The sequence below is a fragment of the Xenorhabdus innexi genome (genome assembly GCF_002632485.1).
Lineage (GTDB): Bacteria > Pseudomonadota > Gammaproteobacteria > Enterobacterales > Enterobacteriaceae > Xenorhabdus > Xenorhabdus innexi.
Genome location: NZ_NIBU01000008.1, coordinates 89,024 through 107,699 on the forward strand (window position 1 = coordinate 89,024; position 18,676 = coordinate 107,699).

The 18,676-nt window shown below is 44.7% G+C and carries 19 protein-coding genes; 7 read left to right on the forward strand and 12 right to left on the reverse strand.

From position 1 onward, the window contains the following. The first annotated feature begins 91 nt into the window (after positions 1 to 91). Complete coding sequence (locus tag Xinn_RS05085; protein ID WP_086955123.1) at positions 92 to 1,429, forward strand: MFS transporter; 1,338 nt, start codon at positions 92 to 94, stop codon at positions 1,427 to 1,429. 129 nt (positions 1,430 to 1,558) lie between these two features. After that, positions 1,559 to 2,089: an inorganic diphosphatase gene (gene ppa, locus Xinn_RS05090; protein ID WP_086955122.1), complete on the forward strand. Its 531-nt coding sequence runs from the start codon at positions 1,559 to 1,561 to the stop codon at positions 2,087 to 2,089. 110 nt (positions 2,090 to 2,199) lie between these two features. On the opposite strand, the gene Xinn_RS05095 is transcribed toward ppa, so the two are convergent. The 3 genes from Xinn_RS05095 to tamA are packed head-to-tail and all read right to left on the reverse strand — an operon-like array spanning position 2,200 to position 8,050. Beyond that, a complete protein-coding gene (locus tag Xinn_RS05095) occupies positions 2,200 to 2,547 on the reverse strand; it encodes a gamma-glutamylcyclotransferase family protein (protein ID WP_086955121.1) in 348 nt (115 codons plus the stop codon). Between the two features lie 2 nt (positions 2,548 to 2,549). Beyond that, the gene (gene tamB, locus Xinn_RS05100) at positions 2,550 to 6,311 is read right to left on the reverse strand and encodes an autotransporter assembly complex protein TamB (RefSeq protein WP_086955120.1); all 3,762 of its coding nucleotides are present in this window, start codon (positions 6,309 to 6,311) and stop codon (positions 2,550 to 2,552) included. After that, complete coding sequence (gene tamA, locus Xinn_RS05105) at positions 6,308 to 8,050, reverse strand: autotransporter assembly complex protein TamA (RefSeq protein WP_086955119.1); 1,743 nt, start codon at positions 8,048 to 8,050, stop codon at positions 6,308 to 6,310. Before tamA ends, tamB begins: the two co-directional genes overlap by 4 nt. Before the next feature lie 135 nt (positions 8,051 to 8,185). On the opposite strand from tamA, the gene msrA reads away from it, so the two are divergent. Together msrA and paeA are read left to right on the forward strand one after the other, a co-directional pair. Next, complete coding sequence (msrA, locus tag Xinn_RS05110; RefSeq protein ID WP_086955118.1) at positions 8,186 to 8,833, forward strand: peptide-methionine (S)-S-oxide reductase MsrA; 648 nt, start codon at positions 8,186 to 8,188, stop codon at positions 8,831 to 8,833. A gap of 162 nt (positions 8,834 to 8,995) precedes the next feature. Then, on the forward strand, positions 8,996 to 10,324 hold the full coding sequence (gene paeA, locus Xinn_RS05115) for a polyamine export protein PaeA (RefSeq protein WP_086955117.1): 1,329 nt from the start codon (positions 8,996 to 8,998) through the stop codon (positions 10,322 to 10,324). 57 nt (positions 10,325 to 10,381) lie between these two features. On the opposite strand, the gene Xinn_RS05120 is transcribed toward paeA, so the two are convergent. Next, positions 10,382 to 10,588 carry a DUF1107 domain-containing protein gene (locus Xinn_RS05120; RefSeq protein WP_086955116.1) on the reverse strand — a complete coding sequence of 69 codons (207 nt, stop codon included), beginning with the start codon at positions 10,586 to 10,588 and terminating at the stop codon, positions 10,382 to 10,384. Positions 10,589 to 10,912: 324 nt separating this feature from the next. On the opposite strand from Xinn_RS05120, the gene Xinn_RS05125 reads away from it, so the two are divergent. Continuing rightward, positions 10,913 to 11,470 carry a YtfJ family protein gene (locus Xinn_RS05125; RefSeq protein WP_086955115.1) on the forward strand — a complete coding sequence of 186 codons (558 nt, stop codon included), beginning with the start codon at positions 10,913 to 10,915 and terminating at the stop codon, positions 11,468 to 11,470. A 76-nt stretch (positions 11,471 to 11,546) separates the two neighbouring features. Here the strand turns inward: Xinn_RS05125 and cysQ are convergent, their stop codons facing one another. Both cysQ and bamJ read right to left on the reverse strand, forming a co-directional pair. Further along, positions 11,547 to 12,287, reverse strand: coding sequence for a 3'(2'),5'-bisphosphate nucleotidase CysQ (gene cysQ / locus Xinn_RS05130; protein WP_086955114.1), 741 nt, complete (start codon positions 12,285 to 12,287; stop codon positions 11,547 to 11,549). A 61-nt stretch (positions 12,288 to 12,348) separates the two neighbouring features. Then, positions 12,349 to 12,969, reverse strand: a complete 621-nt coding sequence (gene bamJ / locus Xinn_RS05135) for a BamJ family beta-barrel-assembly machinery protein (RefSeq protein WP_086955113.1) — start codon at positions 12,967 to 12,969, stop codon at positions 12,349 to 12,351. 153 nt (positions 12,970 to 13,122) lie between these two features. On the opposite strand from bamJ, the gene Xinn_RS05140 reads away from it, so the two are divergent. After that, positions 13,123 to 13,380, forward strand: a complete 258-nt coding sequence (locus Xinn_RS05140) for an AbrB/MazE/SpoVT family DNA-binding domain-containing protein (protein ID WP_086955112.1) — start codon at positions 13,123 to 13,125, stop codon at positions 13,378 to 13,380. After that, positions 13,380 to 13,709: a type II toxin-antitoxin system PemK/MazF family toxin gene (locus Xinn_RS05145; RefSeq protein WP_086955111.1), complete on the forward strand. Its 330-nt coding sequence runs from the start codon at positions 13,380 to 13,382 to the stop codon at positions 13,707 to 13,709. The genes Xinn_RS05140 and Xinn_RS05145 overlap by 1 nt, the downstream gene beginning before the upstream one ends. A 98-nt stretch (positions 13,710 to 13,807) precedes the next feature. Here the strand turns inward: Xinn_RS05145 and rplI are convergent, their stop codons facing one another. From rplI to rnr, 6 genes are all read right to left on the reverse strand, one after another. Beyond that, entirely contained in the window at positions 13,808 to 14,260 is a 453-nt protein-coding gene (gene rplI / locus Xinn_RS05150) for a 50S ribosomal protein L9 (protein WP_086955110.1), read from the reverse strand. A gap of 38 nt (positions 14,261 to 14,298) precedes the next feature. Continuing rightward, positions 14,299 to 14,526 carry a 30S ribosomal protein S18 gene (rpsR, locus tag Xinn_RS05155; RefSeq protein ID WP_000135199.1) on the reverse strand — a complete coding sequence of 76 codons (228 nt, stop codon included), beginning with the start codon at positions 14,524 to 14,526 and terminating at the stop codon, positions 14,299 to 14,301. Between the two features lie 4 nt (positions 14,527 to 14,530). After that, positions 14,531 to 14,848, reverse strand: coding sequence for a primosomal replication protein N (gene priB, locus Xinn_RS05160; protein ID WP_086955109.1), 318 nt, complete (start codon positions 14,846 to 14,848; stop codon positions 14,531 to 14,533). A gap of 5 nt (positions 14,849 to 14,853) precedes the next feature. Then, positions 14,854 to 15,252 (reverse strand): 30S ribosomal protein S6, encoded by a 399-nt coding sequence (gene rpsF, locus Xinn_RS05165; RefSeq protein WP_086955108.1) that lies wholly within the window; start codon positions 15,250 to 15,252, stop codon positions 14,854 to 14,856. A 132-nt stretch (positions 15,253 to 15,384) separates the two neighbouring features. Next, positions 15,385 to 16,122 carry a 23S rRNA (guanosine(2251)-2'-O)-methyltransferase RlmB gene (rlmB, locus tag Xinn_RS05170; RefSeq protein WP_086955107.1) on the reverse strand — a complete coding sequence of 246 codons (738 nt, stop codon included), beginning with the start codon at positions 16,120 to 16,122 and terminating at the stop codon, positions 15,385 to 15,387. A gap of 65 nt (positions 16,123 to 16,187) precedes the next feature. Then, positions 16,188 to 18,662 (reverse strand): ribonuclease R, encoded by a 2,475-nt coding sequence (gene rnr / locus Xinn_RS05175; RefSeq protein ID WP_086955106.1) that lies wholly within the window; start codon positions 18,660 to 18,662, stop codon positions 16,188 to 16,190. Positions 18,663 to 18,676 lie beyond the last annotated feature (14 nt).

The following is an 18,676-nucleotide window of genomic DNA, read 5'->3' on the forward strand; positions in this document are numbered from 1 at the left end:
GAATCACAGGATAGATATGCTAACTGGCTCTCTTTAAAATTTAAAAAGATATCACAACCTTTTATTAATATAGAACAAAAGGAATTAGTAAATGAGTGAACCAATCGTAATCCGAAAATATATTGGATTAATAGGAATATGTATTGCAAGCTTTCTTGGGTGTATAGATCTCACTGTTGTAAATACTATCCTTCCTGCCATTGGTCGTGAATTTAGTACTCCGTTAAGAGAAACACAATGGGTGACTTCTGTCTTTATGATAGCCCTTTCTGCTTTTATGGTTCCGGTTGGAACATTAGCAGATAGCTGTGGCCGTAAAAAAATACTCATCTGGGGGTTAATCCTGTTTGGAGTAGCATCATTATTTGTTGGCCTCGCAACCAACCTTGCTGCTCTTACTATATTTAGATTTATTCAGGGCATCGGCTGTGCAATTCTCTATACTGTTTCTGGAGCTATCATTTCTTATTTATTTAATGAAAATGAACAGGGAAAGGCGCTTGGTATATTATTTGGTGTTAATGGGCTTGGTCTTGCAGTCGGGCCTATTATCGGTGGATTATTTTCAGGCATTATCAATTGGCGCTATGCTTTCTTGATAAATATCCCCTTTATCATTGTAAGCACTATTCTGTGCATTTGGTCTGTTCCTGAATATAAAACTAAACAAATAAAGAAATTAGATACCCTTGGCTGTATCACTCTAATCATTTTTCTTATGAGTTTGGTCAGCTACTTTTCTTTAGATGGAAACTCCCTACAACAATGGAGTTTATTATCTATCGCAATAATATCTCTGCTTATTTTTATATGGCACGAGTTAAAAACACCAGCTCCTATTGTTGAATTCCATTTTTTCCGTAAAATGCATTTTATCTCGGCTTTACTTGCAACATTTTTCCTTGCTTTTTTCTACTGCATAATTTTGCTGACATTACCTATTTTTTTCGCAGGGCAACTGGGAAAAAATGATATCGAGATAGGGTTGTTCCTGCTGCCTGCTACAGTCATGTTTGCCTTAACCTCACCCTGGATAGGTCGTCGCAGTGAAAAATTTGGGCCATCTCGAATCATTCTGGCTGGCTTACTACTATTTGTAGCTGCTGCCATTTTACTCGCACTCGCATCAACACAAGCAAACGCTTGGTGGTTCATTGCTCCACTACTGCTATTTGGCATGGGATGGGGATCAATCCTTGGGCCATCAACGCTAATTGCACTAAGTTCTCTGCCTCGTGAACAAGCAGCCGTTGCCATGGGAACTTCATGGACTATCCATAATATAGGAGGAGCCTGTGGTATCGCTTTTGCTGTATTCTTATTAGCTCGTTTTGATACATTGGCTCAGGGATATCAGGTTCTGACCTTACTTTTAGCCGGGCTTGCGTTAGCAGTTACCTTCACCTGTTATTTTTTAAACCGAAAATGACCGCGAAAGAAACACACCTGTCATAAATTATGGTTCACTCTTTGGATCAGAAAAATGGAATTACTTTAAGTCTGTTTTGGCTATAATACTCGGCACTCCATTTTGGTTTGAAATTAAAGGAAACCTTTTATGAGCCTGAACAACGTACCGGCGGGCAAAGAACTGCCAGAAGATATCTACGTTATCATTGAGATCCCAGCAAACGCTGATCCAATTAAATATGAAGTGGACAAGGATTCTGGCGCTCTGTTTGTAGACCGTTTCATGGCAACTGCTATGTTCTATCCATGCAACTACGGTTACATCAACAATACACTGTCTCTTGATGGTGATCCGGTTGACGTACTGGTTCCAACTCCATACCCATTGCAGCCTGGCTCCGTTATCCGTTGCCGTCCGGTTGGTGTGCTGAAAATGACCGATGAGTCCGGTGAAGATGCAAAAGTGGTTGCCGTTCCTCATACTAAACTGAGCAAAGAATACGATCACATTAAAGATGTGAACGATCTGCCAGAACTGCTGCGCTCTCAGATCACTCACTTCTTTGAACACTATAAAGATCTGGAAAAAGGCAAGTGGGTAAAAGTTGACGGCTGGGAAAATGTTGACGCAGCTAAAGCTGAAATCCTGTCTTCTTTCGAACGTGCTGCGAAAAAATAATCCTGACGGATAACAGCAAGTTTTGAACGTAAAAAACCTCTGTGTTCTTATCAGCACAGAGGTTTTTATTTAGTCAGTCAATTAAAGTGATCCTAAAAAATTATAGATCGTTATTTTTCTTCGTGACGTTTCAGCCAGTCACCACTCTCTATTCGGGGAAGCCCGTCGACAGATAACATATATAAATAAATCCATGCGCTGCCATAGGGGGTTTTGATCAATTCCCTTTGATATTCCTGAGTATTCTTTTTCAAATCATCCAGTTCAGTCAAAATGGATGATGTAATGCGATAAATTTCACATTCAAGAGTACCTTCGCCGCGGACTACCGCGGGATAATGCCCCAGGTCATAAATTTCATACCCCTCCAGCCGATGCTCTCCTAAGAGTTGGGCATAGGTCATCCAGTGGTGATTACCCTGTTTGCGCCTCAGGCTACCATAAACAATAACTCGCATCTTTAAAACTCAAACTCATAGAGCAGATCTAAAGCCTGATCAATACCAGATACCGCTTCCAGATACAATCTTGGCATTACTCGGTAACGCAGGGTCAGAGTGGCCAGTGAATCAAAAATGCCAACACCATATTTTACCTGTAAGTTGTTGGTAATCTTACCACTCACAACAACCTGCGATTTGTCACCAATTCCCTGTGTATCCAGAGCCAGATCAGAGACACCAAAGGTTTCACCTATCTTGCCTACTAATTTACCACTCTGGGCAACGCCGAGGCCGATCAGCATAGAAGTCATCTGGGAGTTGTCAGAGCCCCCCTTCTCTAAACCTTCACCACGCAACAGGTAAGAAAGTGCTTCCTGTTGCGATTTAGCCGGTTCAGAGAAAATTTCAATTTTAGGCTTATCTGCCAGCCCCATCACTCTCACACCAGCGATAACATTATTCGCTGTCGATTCAGGATTGCGGATTGCTTCAATATTCAACAGAGGTTGATCCGGTGGGCCAGAGAACATAATCAGCCCCTTGCGCACCTGTAAATCCTGCCCATAAGCGCGAAATTGACCATCCGGAATATCAATTTGACCATTCAGCGCCAGCCCTTGTTGATCCTGAATCACTTTCAGGTCCCCTTTCAACTGAGCATTCAAGCCAAATGCACTCAGGCGAACATCATTACCTATGTGAATATTTAAGTTACTTTGAATCAAAATGGAAGACTTTTTCTTTTCTATCGGCTGAAGATTTTTATCCAACATAACTTCGTCAGAAGAAATACCTACAGCAGATTCAGGCAGCTCCTGTACAGTGATGCGAGCCCATGGGATACCCACATTGCCATTTAGCTTCAATAGTTGAGGTGTTGCCTCAAAAACCAAATCAGGACTGACATCAATTTTGACCATTGGCGGTACAGTCACCCGTACTTTATCGCCATATGCTGTAACCCGCGCATGCCAGGCATTCAGATTACGCCAGTCAGCATTCCCGTGGAGATTAAGCTGACCCTGCGGGGTTTTAACTACGCCTTCCAGATCCGAACGGACACCATCAAAATAGACTGCTAACTGACTTTGGTTAACATTAAATGGCAACCAGTGGCTACTAACCTGAACAACATCCGCCTTCAGAAAACCATATAACAATGGATTCTTGGCATTACCTCCAAGACGCAGGCTTGCATTCAAATTTCCGTCAGCCTTTTCACCTTTATCCAAAATGGGTTTAATCAGTTTAAGAGAAAGGTAACGAGCATCGATATTGCCGGATAACTTACGACTACCATCCAAATCGTCTATCTGAACATGACCATCTAATTGTCCATTGCCTGTCAGTTTAAACAGCCACGATAAATCAACTTTGCCGTTTTTCAGACCAGCATTCAGTGTCAACATGTCAAAATCAACGGGAAATGTCGAGCCTTCCACCGCTTGGCGGAGCTGAACACCATCACCTTCAAGCGCCACTTTTAACTGTGGTAACTGGTGTCCTTCCGTCCATTTGATATTAGCATCACCACTGAATATCCCTTTCAGCTGAGTTGTCTTATCCAGATATGGCTGGATCATGGCAAGATCAAAACGCTCCAATACGATATCCGCCTGTCCGCTGCTACCCGCTTCAATCGGTTTCGGGATACAGAGCTGAGCATTCGGGTTCAACCAGCAGTGCGTGCCAATGAGCACTTTTTGCTGGGAATTCCGGTAATCAACCGTTACTGCCTTGCTTAAGCGCCACTCGCCAACAGGCGTATCAAAATAGGTATTATTGATACTGCCCTTCCAGCGTTCCTGTTTGCGATCAAAACTGCCATTCAGAGCCAGACGGCCTGATACAGGATTTCCATCCACCCGTAATTGCAGTTCATGCTGTCTTTCTGTGCCCTTGGCATTCAGCTCCAGATTATTAATCGCCAGATCGGCCTGTTTCAGTTGCCGGATGATGACGGATAACCGGCCTTCAATTTGATCAGTTGAACGCAAATCACCTTTAACGACCGCGCTATCCACTGACAAATCATTCTGCCAGCGAACACCACGCGCGTTTAAGTCGGCCACTACCTGAGGGGCTTTGAGGTTGCCACGCAGCTTCATATTCCCCATAACCACACCAGATAGACCCGGTAACAGGCCATTTAACTCTGGCGCATGAATATCGCCATCCAGATCCCACTTTTCATCTGTAAGACGGCCTTGAACATCCAGCGTATTGCGGCCAAAGATGAAGTTAAATTGAGGGATATCCCATTGCCCCGCCGCATTGCCGGAAACTTTACCCCGCATTTTGATATTGTTCTGTTTTACATGGCCATCAAGCATAATTTCAGGTAGCTGGAGCTGCCAGCTTCCACCATATAAGCTACCGCGAATCGCTACCCTGCCATCTATTCTGGCAGGCCATTCCGGCCACTGTTTCTCAGTATCAATACCATGCAAGTGCAACTGAGCATTCCAGCTAATGGCTTTACTCCAGTCAACCACGCCAGTGAGATCGGCATTACCCTGTAATGCCGACAGACGCAGGCGAGTGAGCCGGAGCAGCTCTTCATTCCCCTTAGCATCCAGCAACAATAATGCCGGAGGCAGTTCATTCCCCTTAATATCAGAACGCAGGGAAAGGTCATAATCGCTGGCCTTACCATGCAGGTTTAACCTGATATCATTCAGCTGGTATTCCGCTTTTCCCGTCAATGGCCACTGTAAGTGTTTACTTGCCAGTTTCAGGTGAATAGGCAGGTTTGCTTTGGCCAATTCAGCCTTAATATCCAGATCAGCATCCACAGGCCCTGCAAGATTCAATATCAGATTAAGTTGCTGTAGCAAGGCACCATTCAGTTTTGCCTCAACATGCTGCCCTTTCACAGGCTCCAGTGTGGTATGACCCTTAACGGATAGTTTTACCGGCCACTGTTCAGCCAGTTGTACCGTTCCCTGTATTGCAAGAGAGCCTTCCGGCGCACTCACGCTAAAATTCTTGATATCTACATTCTGCCCCTGATTACTGGCTTTCAGTTCCACATCATTGATGGTGATATCGGTATCTCCCGTCAGGCGAAGCTGACGACCGTGGATATTCTCTGCCGTGATATCAAGAGGAATGGGAATAGCGGGCAATTCTGCCAGAAGTGGTTTAGAAAACAGCGCCTTTAACACTTCACCCAATGATTGTTCAGATTCAGTTTTTGAGCGGGGTTTTTGTTCAGCCGATTCAACCGAATTTTTGGGTAATGCAACTAAAAGATTGCTGATTTGTATTGGTTTTAATGTCAGATACTTTTCCTGCCACTGTGCGCCCGCCTTAAATTCACCTAAATCAATAGCCATATCATCGACTCTGACATGAATATTCTTTAAGGAAAGCAGATCCAGTGCGATAGGATACGGTGTTTTCAATTCAGTTAACGGCTCAGAATCCGGTGATTTTTCTGATGGTGGAAGCTCTGCGGTATTCACCAGAACAGATACACCTTCCGTTGTCAGGGCATTAGCACAGATATGGCTGCGATGTAAACATGAGAGCCGAAGCGAGAGATGCAGATTATCAGCATTAACATCAAGACCCGGCATCTTATATTTAATGCCTTTCAGTGTTAAATCGCGCCAGCCTCCACTGACATTCGCTATTTCCAACCCCGGAACCAAGCGTGTTGCACTATTAATCATAAAATGCAGGCCGGTTTGTGTACTCACTAACCCTACAACTGTTATCAGCAACAGCCCAACAATCAACAGGAAAGCAATACTAATTCTTTTGGCCCACCTCATAGTTCAGCCCCTAACCCAATGTAAAACTGAATATCATGATTATTTTTGTCTCCTACAGGAGCGGCAAGATCGAATTTAATCGGCCCGACAGGGGAAGCCCAACGCACGCCAATACCTGCGCCGGTTTTGAAATTGCTTCTTTTGATATCATTGACTGCTTCGCCGGTATCCGCAAACACGGCTCCCCACCAATTACCATGAACATTGTATTGATATTCCAGAGAGCCAATAACCAGTTTTGATGCACCCGTTAATTTACCACTACTGTCTTTAGGTGAAACTTTCTGATACTTGTAACCACGAATACTGCGGTCGCCACCGGCGAAAAAACGCAAATCAGGTGGCACTCGCTCAAATTGATTGGTTTCTATCCAACCCAGATCACCCCGCACAACGAAACGATGTTTATCTCGCAACGTCCTGATCCAGACGTGATGAGCCTGCAACACCATAAAATCCACATCTGAACGCCAGGTTGTATCAGAGACATCAATTGAATAACGCTGACTGTCACCCCAATAAGGCATTGTGCCCCCGCGCTGACGAATCCGGCTGACATTTGCTCCCGGATAAAGCAACGCTGTTGTATCAGTCACATTGGCCTGAGTAAAGTGGCTGAGGCTCCAGCGCAGATTGACGCCATAACGCCATCCGGTAGAGAGATCCCAGTTGCGGGAGAGGTTTAAAGTTGCTGTATCAGAGGTGGTATCGTTGAGATCTTTGCGTTTATAACCGGTTTGCAATTCGTAATATTGTTCAAGCGGGTTAGCCTTAAGCGGCATTTTATAAGATGCATCAATCACTTGATCACGTTTCGAGACATTGATGCTGGTGCTTAAACTATGCCCTCGGGAATTCAGCCAGGGCTTTTTCCATTTTGCCTGAAGGCGGGGGCCAACATCGGTTGCATACCCTCCCCCTAACTCAACATAGTTGGCAGAGCGGGGAACTAATGAAGCATCCAATGGTAATATCTTATTTTTACTCTCCCGGCCTGTTTTAAAATCAGGAACGACAACCGCTGAATTAAACCATCCGGTATCCGCCAGACGGCGGTTAAGTTCTGCCAGTTCCTCCGAAGAGTAGTAATCACCCTCTTTAAATGGCACCAGATTATTCAGATAATTTTCGCGGATTTGTGAGCCCTTAAATTTAACCGGGCCAAAACGATAACGCTGACCACTATCGAAATCAAAATCCCAGTAAGATTCATGCCGTTCTTTAGAGACTTCCAGCTCACTTTTTTTCATTTCGGCATCAAAATACCCTTTTCTGAGAGCAAGGTTATTCAGCGCACTCTTAAAACTTTCATATTCACCGTGGTTCAGGATCGTCCCATCCTTCGGCATATTCTTTTTGATCATAGCCGCATAGTCTGGATCTGTTCTGGCTCCGCCTTCCAAATCAACCTTAACACCAGCAACCCGAACCGGCTCTCCCAGAGTGACGTTTGCTGTTAAAACAGGGCGGGAAGGCGGCGTATTTTCCTGATAAGTGAACTCAATTGTGGGTTCATAATATCCCAGTGGCCTGAGACCTTTTCGTATGGCTTTCTCGACACGGGCACGGAAACGTCCATCGGGAGAAACTTCATCAGTACTAATATTTGAGAGCTGCACTCTGGCATTTTTTTCCAGTTCGCCAGAAAGTCCTTCCACTTTCAATCGTAAATTTGCACTATAAGCCGATGGAGTTGCGATAGACACACAAAGCACAAATATGAAAGAGTATCGTGACACGCTAACTCCTGATATTTTTATTTAGGGGTAATATTCAGCAGCATAAAAATACTGCCATAAATTAATTTTGGTAAAGTTTTATAGATATACAAGCAACTCTATAACCATAAAATAAATGACAAACAGGAGAGAATCTTGCCAAATTCAACTAACGAAAGCCAACATGTTTCTGAACAGAGTGCATTAGCTGGTCGAGAATTGCCATTAACTGTATCACCCTATCATTACGTTACACAGCATGCGATAGATAACATTCCTGAAAATATGGAGATAGCTTATGTCGGAATGGGCTGTTTCTGGGGAGCCGAACGCCTGTTCTGGCAGCAAGAAGGGGTTTATAGCACTTCTGCCGGTTACAGCGGTGGCATAACACCGAATCCGACCTATGAAGAAGTTTGCTCAGGGTTAACCGGGCATACTGAAATTGTCAGAATTGTGTTTGACCCGGCTAAAATTACCTATAGCCAATTATTAAAACTATTCTGGGAAAATCACGATCCTGCACAGGGTATGCGTCAGCATGGTGATATTGGTACACAATATCGTTCAGCCCTTTATACCGTTTCTCCTGAACAATATGCTCAGGCAGTCGCCAGTCGCGAACAATATCAACTGGCGATGGATGAGAATAGTGATCAACGCGCGATCACCACAGAGATCAAAGCAGCCGGGCCATTCTATTTTGCGGAAGATTATCACCAGCAATACCTGATGAAAAATCCTGAAGGATACTGTGGACTGGGAGGAACAGGTATCTGCTTTCCGCCCACGTCCAGAAACTAGCCAATTTAGTCAACCCAATGTTATAATTATCTGACTAAACTCATTTATCTTACGGCATACTACTATTGCCGTAAGTGTTTATTTGTGTAATTTTTCACTTCTTTCTTCAGTGTTATTCAAATAAAAACTACCCTGCCACTGAAGATAAAACACGGACACTCTATGTTAAACAGTTTATTAATCATATTATTACTTTGTGCCATTAGCGCATTTTTTTCGTTATCTGAAATTTCTCTGGCCGCCTCAAGAAGAATCAAACTAAAGCTGATGGTTAATGAGGGAAATATTAATGCTGCCCGGGTTCTTAAGCTACAGGAAACACCGGGCAGATTTTTTACTGTCGTACAAATTGGCCTGAATGCCGTTGCAATCCTTGCTGGTGTTGTTGGAGAATCGGCTTTTTCTCCTGCCATTAAGTCATTATTGGCTAACTTCATACCTCACGAGTGGGCAGAACAACTTGGCTTCATCTGCTCTTTTATTATCGTAACCAGTTTTTTTATTCTGCTCGCTGATCTGGCACCTAAGCGTCTTGGAATGATTAAGCCTGAAGCCGTTGCTATCAGGATTGTTAATCCAATGCGTTTTTGTCTGGCAATATCACGTCCTTTAGTCTGGCTATTTAATGGGCTGGCTGACTATATATTCAAGATTTTCAAAATTCCGCTGGCACGCAATGAAGATATTACCTCTGATGATATTTATGCTGTAGTTGAAGCAGGCGCTGTTGCAGGTGTATTGCGTAAACAAGAGCATGAATTAATTGAAAATGTTTTCGAGCTGGAATCTCGCACAGTTCCATCAGCCATGACTTCTCGTGAGAGTGTGGTGTATTTTGATAAGAATGAAGACGAAAACAGCATCAAAGAAAAGATCTCTACTCACCCACACTCAAAGTTCCTTGTTTGTGATGGCGATATCGACCACGTGATTGGTTATGTAGATTCCAAAGATTTACTGAACCGCGTTCTGAGTGGGCAAAGCCTCAGCCTGAAAAATGGTGTTCAAATCCGCAATGCGTTGATGATCCCAGATACCCTTTCGCTATCTGACACACTGGAAAGCTTCAAAGTAGCCGGAGAAGATTTTGCCATCATTCTGAATGAATACGCACTGGTGATGGGAGTAATAACGCTGAATGACGTTATGACCACTTTAATGGGAGATTTAATTGGTCAGGGACAGGAAGAACAGATTGTTGTCCGTGATGAAAATTCCTGGTTGGTAGAAGGCGGCACGCCTATAGAAGACGTGTTACGGGTTCTGGATATTGAAGATTTCCCGGATTCCAGCAATTATGAAACTATTGCCGGTTTTATGATGTTCCGTCTGAGGAAGATTCCAAAGCGTACCGATTATGTGAAGTTCAGCGGATATAAATTTGAAGTGGTAGATATTGATAATTACAAAATAGACCAATTACTGGTAACCAAAATTGGCGATATCCCAGCTTCTTCCAGCACCCCCACAGAACAGGCAGTATCAGAATAATTCTCAATAAAAAACGGCCGAAAGGCCGTTTATTCAGTTCCCAAATTTTTTCTCAAACTATCCCATTTCGGACTGTAGAAGCAACACATGCTGGTTAACTTCACTCATGACACTGAAATGGCGTTTATCTTTTATTTTGGGAGGCAGAATTTTCCCATAATTAAATTCAAAGGCACCCATATCTTTGATGTATAACCGCCCACGAAATAGGGTCTTTACGTAGAGAGCAATTTTTAGTGGATTATAGCGCTGAAAGATTTTCATCTCTTTGTTACTCCTCCATGCTTCTTACGATACTCTTTTTCTGTACTGTGCAATTAGTGAATCAAAAGGCACATCACTACTGTGTACGTTCTATAGACTCTGTATCTGGAAATTCGTTCCCAAGTAGTGAAGATTCAATCACTATTTTAGCTTAACATAATGAAAAAATAGAGCATTATGTTATCCTTGCTGCGGGTTATCGTGTATTTTATTTTAAATGTTATCAAATTGTTTTACTTTATGAGAGCAGACCAGTTAACAGGCGCTATGCTGTGTATGATACTCCCTGATAACATATCACATCATGCTAAGTAAGGAATAAATATGCTAAGAAACATAGTGTTATCTTTAATATTGAGTTTAACTTCAATTACTGCATTCGCTCATAACATCACTGTCGGGCAACCTGTGCCTGCTGTAATCATAGCAGACAAGGGTGAACTCCTTCTCAACAATGGTAAGTTTAGCTATCAGCAATGGAGCAGTGCTGAACTACCGGGAAAAGTCAGGACAATTCAACATATTGCAGGACGCAGCTCTGCCAAAGAAATGAATGATCCGCTCATTCAGGCTTTAAAAGCAGCCGACCTTCCGAAAGATAAGTATCAGACAACCAGTATTGTGAACACCGATGATGCTATCTTCGGTACCAGTGCTTTTGTCCGTAGCAGCCTCGAAGACAGTAAAAAAGAGTTCCCTTGGTCACAATTTATTGTCGATAGTGATGGTGTTGCCCAAAAAGCATGGGGACTGGAGCCTAAAAGTTCAGCGATTATTGTGCTGGATAAAAACGGTATCGTGCAGTTTGTTAAAGATGGCAAATTGAACAATGAAGATATCCAGCATATCCTTGCCTTGATCAAAGAAGAAGTGAAAAGTTAATCGACCATCTTAAAAAATACTTATTATGCTGGCTGGTGATAATGGTTTCGTCAGGAACCATTATCACTTTACCCCATTAAAAAATCGTCACCCTAAACCCTGGGTTTAAAAACGATTCACGCGGCGTATAGTCCAGTGTTTTACCTGCCCAATCGGTGACATGCCCACCAGCGGCAATTACAACGGCATGGCCTGCGGCGGTATCCCAGATATTCGTTGGCCCGAAGCGAGGATAAAGTTGAGCTTTTCCTTCAGCCACCATGCAAAATTTAAGTGAAGACCCGACTGACAGCGTGTTATGAGTGCCTAACTGAGTCAGGTAATCCCTCAGCTCATCATCCATATGAGAACGGCTGACCACAACCGTTGGTGGCGTTGCAGAAACAACTTTGATAGGCAATCTCTGCCCGCTGGTTTCCTTCCATGCGTGCCGCTCATGCCCTGAATAAAGAACATCAGATACAGGGACATACACGACTCCCATAACAGGAGCACCATCCTCAATCAGTGCGATATTGACCGTAAATTCGCCATTTCGGTTAATGAATTCTTTCGTCCCGTCCAGTGGATCAACCAGCCAGTAACGCCGCCAGTTTTTTCTCTCATCCCATGTTGGAGGCTCTTCTTCTGATAACAGCGGAATATCAGGCGAAATACGTGCAAGCCCTGCTTTGATGACCTTATGGGCGGCAACATCCGCAGCAGTAACGGGTGAATCATCCGTTTTATGTTTTATTTGCAACGGTTGCTCATCATGATAAATAGACAGGATAGCTTCACCTGCCTGCCGTGCAAGTTGGCAGATCTGTTGTAACATATACACCTCTGCATTTTCTAAAATAAAATAGCCGGTTATCCGGCTATTTTATTCATGAGAATTACAGGATCTCAAGCAGTTCTACTTCAAAGATCAGAGTGCTGTAAGGAGGAATGGAAGCACCGGCACCACGCTCGCCATAAGCCAGATTGTGCGGAATATAGAGTTCCCATTTGGAACCGACTGGCATCAGGGTCAGCGCTTCAATCCAGCCCGGGATCACGCCGCTGACAGGAAATTCTGCTGGTGTTCCACGCTGTACAGAGCTGTCAAATACTGTGCCATCGATCAGGCGGCCAGTGTAATGAACGCGAACACGGTCGCTGCGAGCCGGAATTGCACCATCACCCTGAGTCAGAACGGAGAACTGCAAACCAGATTCAGTGCTGCTCACACCTTCACGCTGTACATTTTCTGCCAGAAACTTTTTGCCTTCTTCTGCCATCGTTTGCTGACGTTCACGACGAACACCGTCAGCACGCTCATGTACTTCACGCAGAGCACGATGCAGTTCTTCCACAGGAAGCGCCGGAGTACGACTTTCCAGTGCATCACACAGACCTGCCAGCAACGCTTCTGGCTCCAGCCCCTGCAAACCGGATTCCTGCAATTGTTGTCCAACCTGCAAACCAATACCGTAGCTTGCACGTGCCTCAATAGATTCAAAAGAAGGTTTTGTCATGAAATTGCCTTTATTAGATATATGAAGGTTCAAGCATAACAGCCCTGTCTGGATGGGTAAACGCGTGAGGGGATTTAAAAGAAGGTTTTACTTTTGTAAAACATAGATAGATTATTATACTTTTGTATAACTTAAATAAAAGGAGGGAAAAATATGACCGCAGTTGTCATTCGCCAATCTGGCGGAGCTAATATTGTTAGTATCCCAAAAGCCATTGTGAAGACCTTGAATTTACATACCGGTTCAAAGTTAGAGCTATCTATTCAGGATAACAAAATTGTGCTTACTCCTATTGAAGAAGAGCTGACACTTGAGTCACTGTTAATCGGAAGCCCTAAAGAATATTTTACGTTAACAGATGAAGATAAAGAATGGCTCAATGCTAAACCTGTGGGTAAGGAAGTGCTTTGATGTACATACCCGATAAAGGAGATATTGTCTCACTAGATTTTGATCCGAGCGAAGGAAAAAAAATTATGAAACGCCGCCCGGCATTCGTAATTTCTCGCAAGATGTTTAATGAACATACTGGATTTGCTGTTGTAGTCCCAATCACCAGCACAGTGAGAGGCATGAAACTGGAAGTCGTTTTGCCCGCAGAGTTATCTACTAAGGGTTCAATTCTTATTCATCAGGTAAAATCTTTAGATTTTTTAGGGCATCAGATCAAATTTATTGAAAAAGCACCTCAAGATATCACTAATAAAGTGACCGAATTGGTTAAAGTTATTGTTTCATAACAACTGTTTTAGAATAATAACTTTTTGATTTAAGAAACAAAAAACGCTGGCATTGCCAGCGCTTTTTGTTCGCATGTTCGCGTAGCTAATTAGAGAAATTAAGCTTCTGGAACAATGCTAACGTTCAATTGTGCGAATACATCGCTGTGTACTTGGAAGTGAACTTCGTGCTCACCAACAGTACGCAGAACGCCGTTAGGCAGGCGAACTTCGCTCTTAGATACAGCAACACCAGCAGCAGTAACTGCATCAGCGATGTCACGAGTACCGATAGAACCGAACAGTTTACCTTCGTCACCCGCTTTAGAAGCGACAGTCACAGTGCCCAGTGCTTTGATTTGCTCTGCACGAGCTTGTGCTGCAGTCAGAACGTCAGCCAGTTTAGCTTCCAGTTCAGCACGGCGAGCTTCGAAAAATTCGATGTTTTTCTTAGTCGCAGGAACAGCTTTGCCCTGTGGAACTAAGAAGTTACGGGCATAACCCGCTTTAACGTTAACTTGGTCACCCAGGCTACCCAGGTTCGCTACTTTATCAAGCAGAATAACTTGCATTACCTTATCCTCTCAAAGTCGTGAATGGACTGTGCCTATTACTGATGACGATCAGTGTAAGGCAACAAAGACAGGTAGCGTGCACGCTTGATAGCACGAGCGAGCTGACGCTGATATTTTGCACGAGTGCCGGTGATGCGGCTAGGTACAATTTTACCACTTTCAGTGATGTAGTTTTTCAGCGTAGCAATGTCTTTATAATCAATCTCTTGTACGCCTTCCGCTGTGAAACGGCAGAACTTGCGACGACGGAAATAACGTGCCATTTGGCTAGTCTCCAGAATCTATCAATTCAATCTGCTCGGCATGAAGAACCAGTTTACTGAGACCATTACGCCCATAATGGGAGTTAATGAATCCAGAAACGGTTATTCGACTGCCGACCGTTATACTGTGAGTATCTTCCTGTAACAACTGTCCACTGGCAATAACGGGCATTCTGCACCATGATTGCCTGTTGAATCCGGCTTCCTGCTGCTGTGAACGATGTTCAAGCACAAACTGACAATGCGGAATACCGGATGGACTGACTTTTCGTATCGGTGCTTTGCACACTGTGCCAGAAAGCACCAAACGATTGGTTGTCACGGTGATTACTCTTCAGAATCCCCAGCTTCATCAACATCATCAACCAGGCCTTCTTCCAGGACCAGGTCACGGCTGCGACGTTCGTCTTTAGCCTTAACCATTGGTGATGGTTCAGTTACTGCGTGCTTAGTACGCATAACCATGCTGCGGATAACGGCATCGTTGAAGCGGAAGTTAGTTTCCAGCTCATCAATCGCTTCTTGTGGAGCTTCAACGTTCAACAGAACGTAGTGAGCTTTGTGCAGTTTGTTGATTGGATAAGCCAGTTGACGGCGGCCCCAGTCTTCCAGACGGTGAATCTGACCTTGCGCGTTAGTGATAGTTGCACTGTAACGCTCGATCATGCCCGGAACCTGTTCGCTCTGGTCAGGATGGACCATAAAAACGATTTCGTAATGACGCATTATCATTGCTCCTTACGGATTATTCAGCCTCCTGTCAGGGTCAGCCGTGGCCCATGGAGGCAAGGAACGTGTTAAGTACGGCTGAAAAATCGACGCGTCACTATACCCGTACAGTAACAAAAACTCAAGAAACTATTGAACGCTTCTCTGACGCATGATTTCAAACAGGCAAACCCCGGTCGCAACTGAGACATTCAGGGAAGAAACCGAACCTGCCATTGGAATACTAATCAGCTCATCACAATGGTCACGGGTCAGGCGGCGCATGCCTTCACCCTCTGCACCCATCACCAGAGCCATCGGGCCGGTCAGCTTACTTTGGTACAGCGAATGGGTGGCCTCTCCCGCAGTGCCTACAATCCAGACATTGTGTTCCTGTAATAAACGTAAAGTGCGGGCAAGGTTAGTCACTCGGATCAGAGGCACACTTTCTGCGGCACCACAGGCGACTTTTTTCGCCGTTGCATTCAACTGTGCTGAGCGATCTCGGGGAACGATAACGGCATCAACCCCTGCTGCATCCGCAGTACGCAGACAAGCGCCCAGATTATGGGGGTCAGTTACACCATCCAGCACCAGCAGGAAAGGACGTTCACACTGAGCCAGCAAATCCGGCAGGTCGTTCTCCTGATATTGGCGTCCGGGCTTAACCTTAGCGATGATCCCCTGATGTACCGCATTTTCTGTCTGTGCATCCAGCCATTGGCGGTTAGCCAGCTGAACAGAAATCCCGGTACTTTCCAGTTCCTGCAACAGCGGGGTCAAACGGCGATCCTCACGCCCTTTTAAAACATAAACTTCCATGAAGCGCTGTGGATCACGCTCCAATAAGGCTTTAACGGCATGAATACCGTAGATTATTTCACTCATGACTGGATGATACCTAAAAAATGGAGGGCGGCGAAAACCGCCCGATTGTCTATATGTTCCGCTAGTTAACTATCAGCTTTTTTCCCGCGTTTTTTCGCGTTTTTTGCTTTCAGTTTTGCCGTGATCTTTTTGGTTTTGTCTGAAGTCTTTTTCTTTTTACCTGCACTTCCCGGCTGATTGTCTGGTTTATTGCCTGAATTAGTTTTTTCCGTTTTTTTCTTCTTACGGAAACTGCTATCCGGCGCAGAATTATCTGACTTTTTATTATCACGCCCTTTTTTGGCACCTTTACGTTCAAAAGCCCCTTTTTTCACTTTATCCCGTGCTGTTTTGCCTTTGTTACGGGCCTTGCGGGTCGTAGAAAGTAAAGCAAAGTCAATCTTGCGCTCATCCATGTGAACCGCTTCTACACGGATTTCTACTTCATCTCCGAGCCGGTAAGTCTGACCGGAAGATTCACCAATGAGACGTTGACCAACATTATCGTGGCGATAATAGTCATTATCCAGCGTAGAAACATGCACCAGACCATCAATGAACAGGTCATGCAATCTGACAAAGAAACCGAACCCCGTCACACTGGTAATCAGACCAGTGAAAACATTACCCACATGATCCTGCATGAAATCACATTTCAGCCAGTCAGCCACATCTCTTGTCGCTTCATCGGCACGGCGCTCAGTCAATGAGCAATGATCACCCAATTGCAGCATCTGCTCCATATCGTTGTGCCAGCCACCGGTTGGTGTCCAGTGCTGTTCAGCCGTACCGTTTTCCTGTGCCAGCAGATATTTAATCGCTCTGTGCAAAGCCAAATCAGGATAGCGGCGGATCGGTGATGTAAAATGAGCATAAGCGCGCAGAGCCAGACCGAAGTGACCACGATTTTCCGGATCATAAATGGCCTGTTTCATAGAGCGCAGCAACATCGTTTGCAGGAGTTCACGATCAGGACGCTCAGAGACAAGTTTCATCAATCGGGCAAAGTCTTTCGGCTCCGGAGTCATACCACCCGGAAGTTCCAGCCCCAACTCATGAAAGACTGAACGTAAATTCAGAATACTTTCTTCTCTCGGCCTGTCATGAATACGATATAGCGCAGGTTCACGGTGTTTTTCTACAAAACGGGCAGCCGCGATATTTGCCAGAATCATGCACTCTTCGATAAGTTTATGCGCATCGTTACGCAAAACCGGCTCAATCCGCTCAATCCGCCGTTCTGCATTGAAGATAAATTTCGCTTCTTCAGATTCAAATGAAATAGCGCCACGTTCGTCACGTGATGTATCCAATGCCTGATAAAGTTCATGCAGGTGTTCAATATGCTGCACTAATGGCTTGTAATGCTCCCGCAGTTCCTGATCACCCTGTAGGATTTTCCACACCTTGGTATAGGTCAAACGGGCATGGGAGTTCATTACCGCTTCGTAAAATTTGTATGAAGAGAGTTTCCCTTGGGCAGAAACTGTCATTTCACAAACCATACACAGGCGATCAACCTCTGGATTCAGTGAACATAATCCGTTTGACAGCACTTCCGGCAGCATCGGCACAACCTGCGACGGAAAATAAACCGAGTTACCACGGCTACATGCTTCGGCATCCAAAGGCGTTTGTGGGCGAACATAATAGCTGACATCCGCAATCGCAACCCATAAGCGCCAGCCTCCGCCACGTTTTCTTTCGCAATACACAGCGTCATCGAAATCACGGGCATCTTCACCATCAATGGTCACTAATGGCAGTGTCCGCAAATCAATCCGGCCTTCTTTTGCTGCTTCCGGTACATTCTCATCCAGACCAGCTAACTGTTTTTCCACCATCGGTGGCCAGTTATAAGGAATTTCATGGGTTCGAAGAGCAATATCTACCGCCATGCTCGTTCCCATCGTTTCACCGAGCACTTCTACAATTTTGCCGATGGCTTTAGTTCGGCGGGTTGGACGATTCGTCAGTTCCACAACAACGACATTTCCCATCCTCGCTCCACAAATTTCTTCTTTTGGGATCAGGATATCGAAACACAGACGGCTGTCATCGGGAACCACGAACCCCATGCCGGCATCGATAAAATATCGTCCGACAATCTGGCTGTTCTTTGGTTCCAACACCCGGACAATACGCGCCTCAATACGGCCTTTACGATCCGGGCGCAAAGGCTGTGCCAGAACAACATCACCGTGAATTGCCATTTTCATCTGTTCTGCTGACAGATAAAAATCCTCTTTGTGGCCTTCCGCCCGCAAAAAACCATAACCATCACGATGCCCGATGACTGTTCCTTTCAATAGATCCAATCTTTCCGGCAGCGCGTAACACTGACGACGGGTGAAAATTAACTGCCCGTCACGCTCCATTGCCCGCAAACGGCGACGCAATGCTTCCTGCGCATCTGCGCTGGTTAACTTAAGTTCTTGTGCTAATTCCTGACGGCTTACCGGAGTGGTGTGTTTAGAAAGGATATCCAAGATATATTCCCGACTTGGGATAGGAGATTCGTATTTTGCAGCCTCTCGTTCCTGAAAAGGATCTTTTGACATCGCAATTCCTCTGT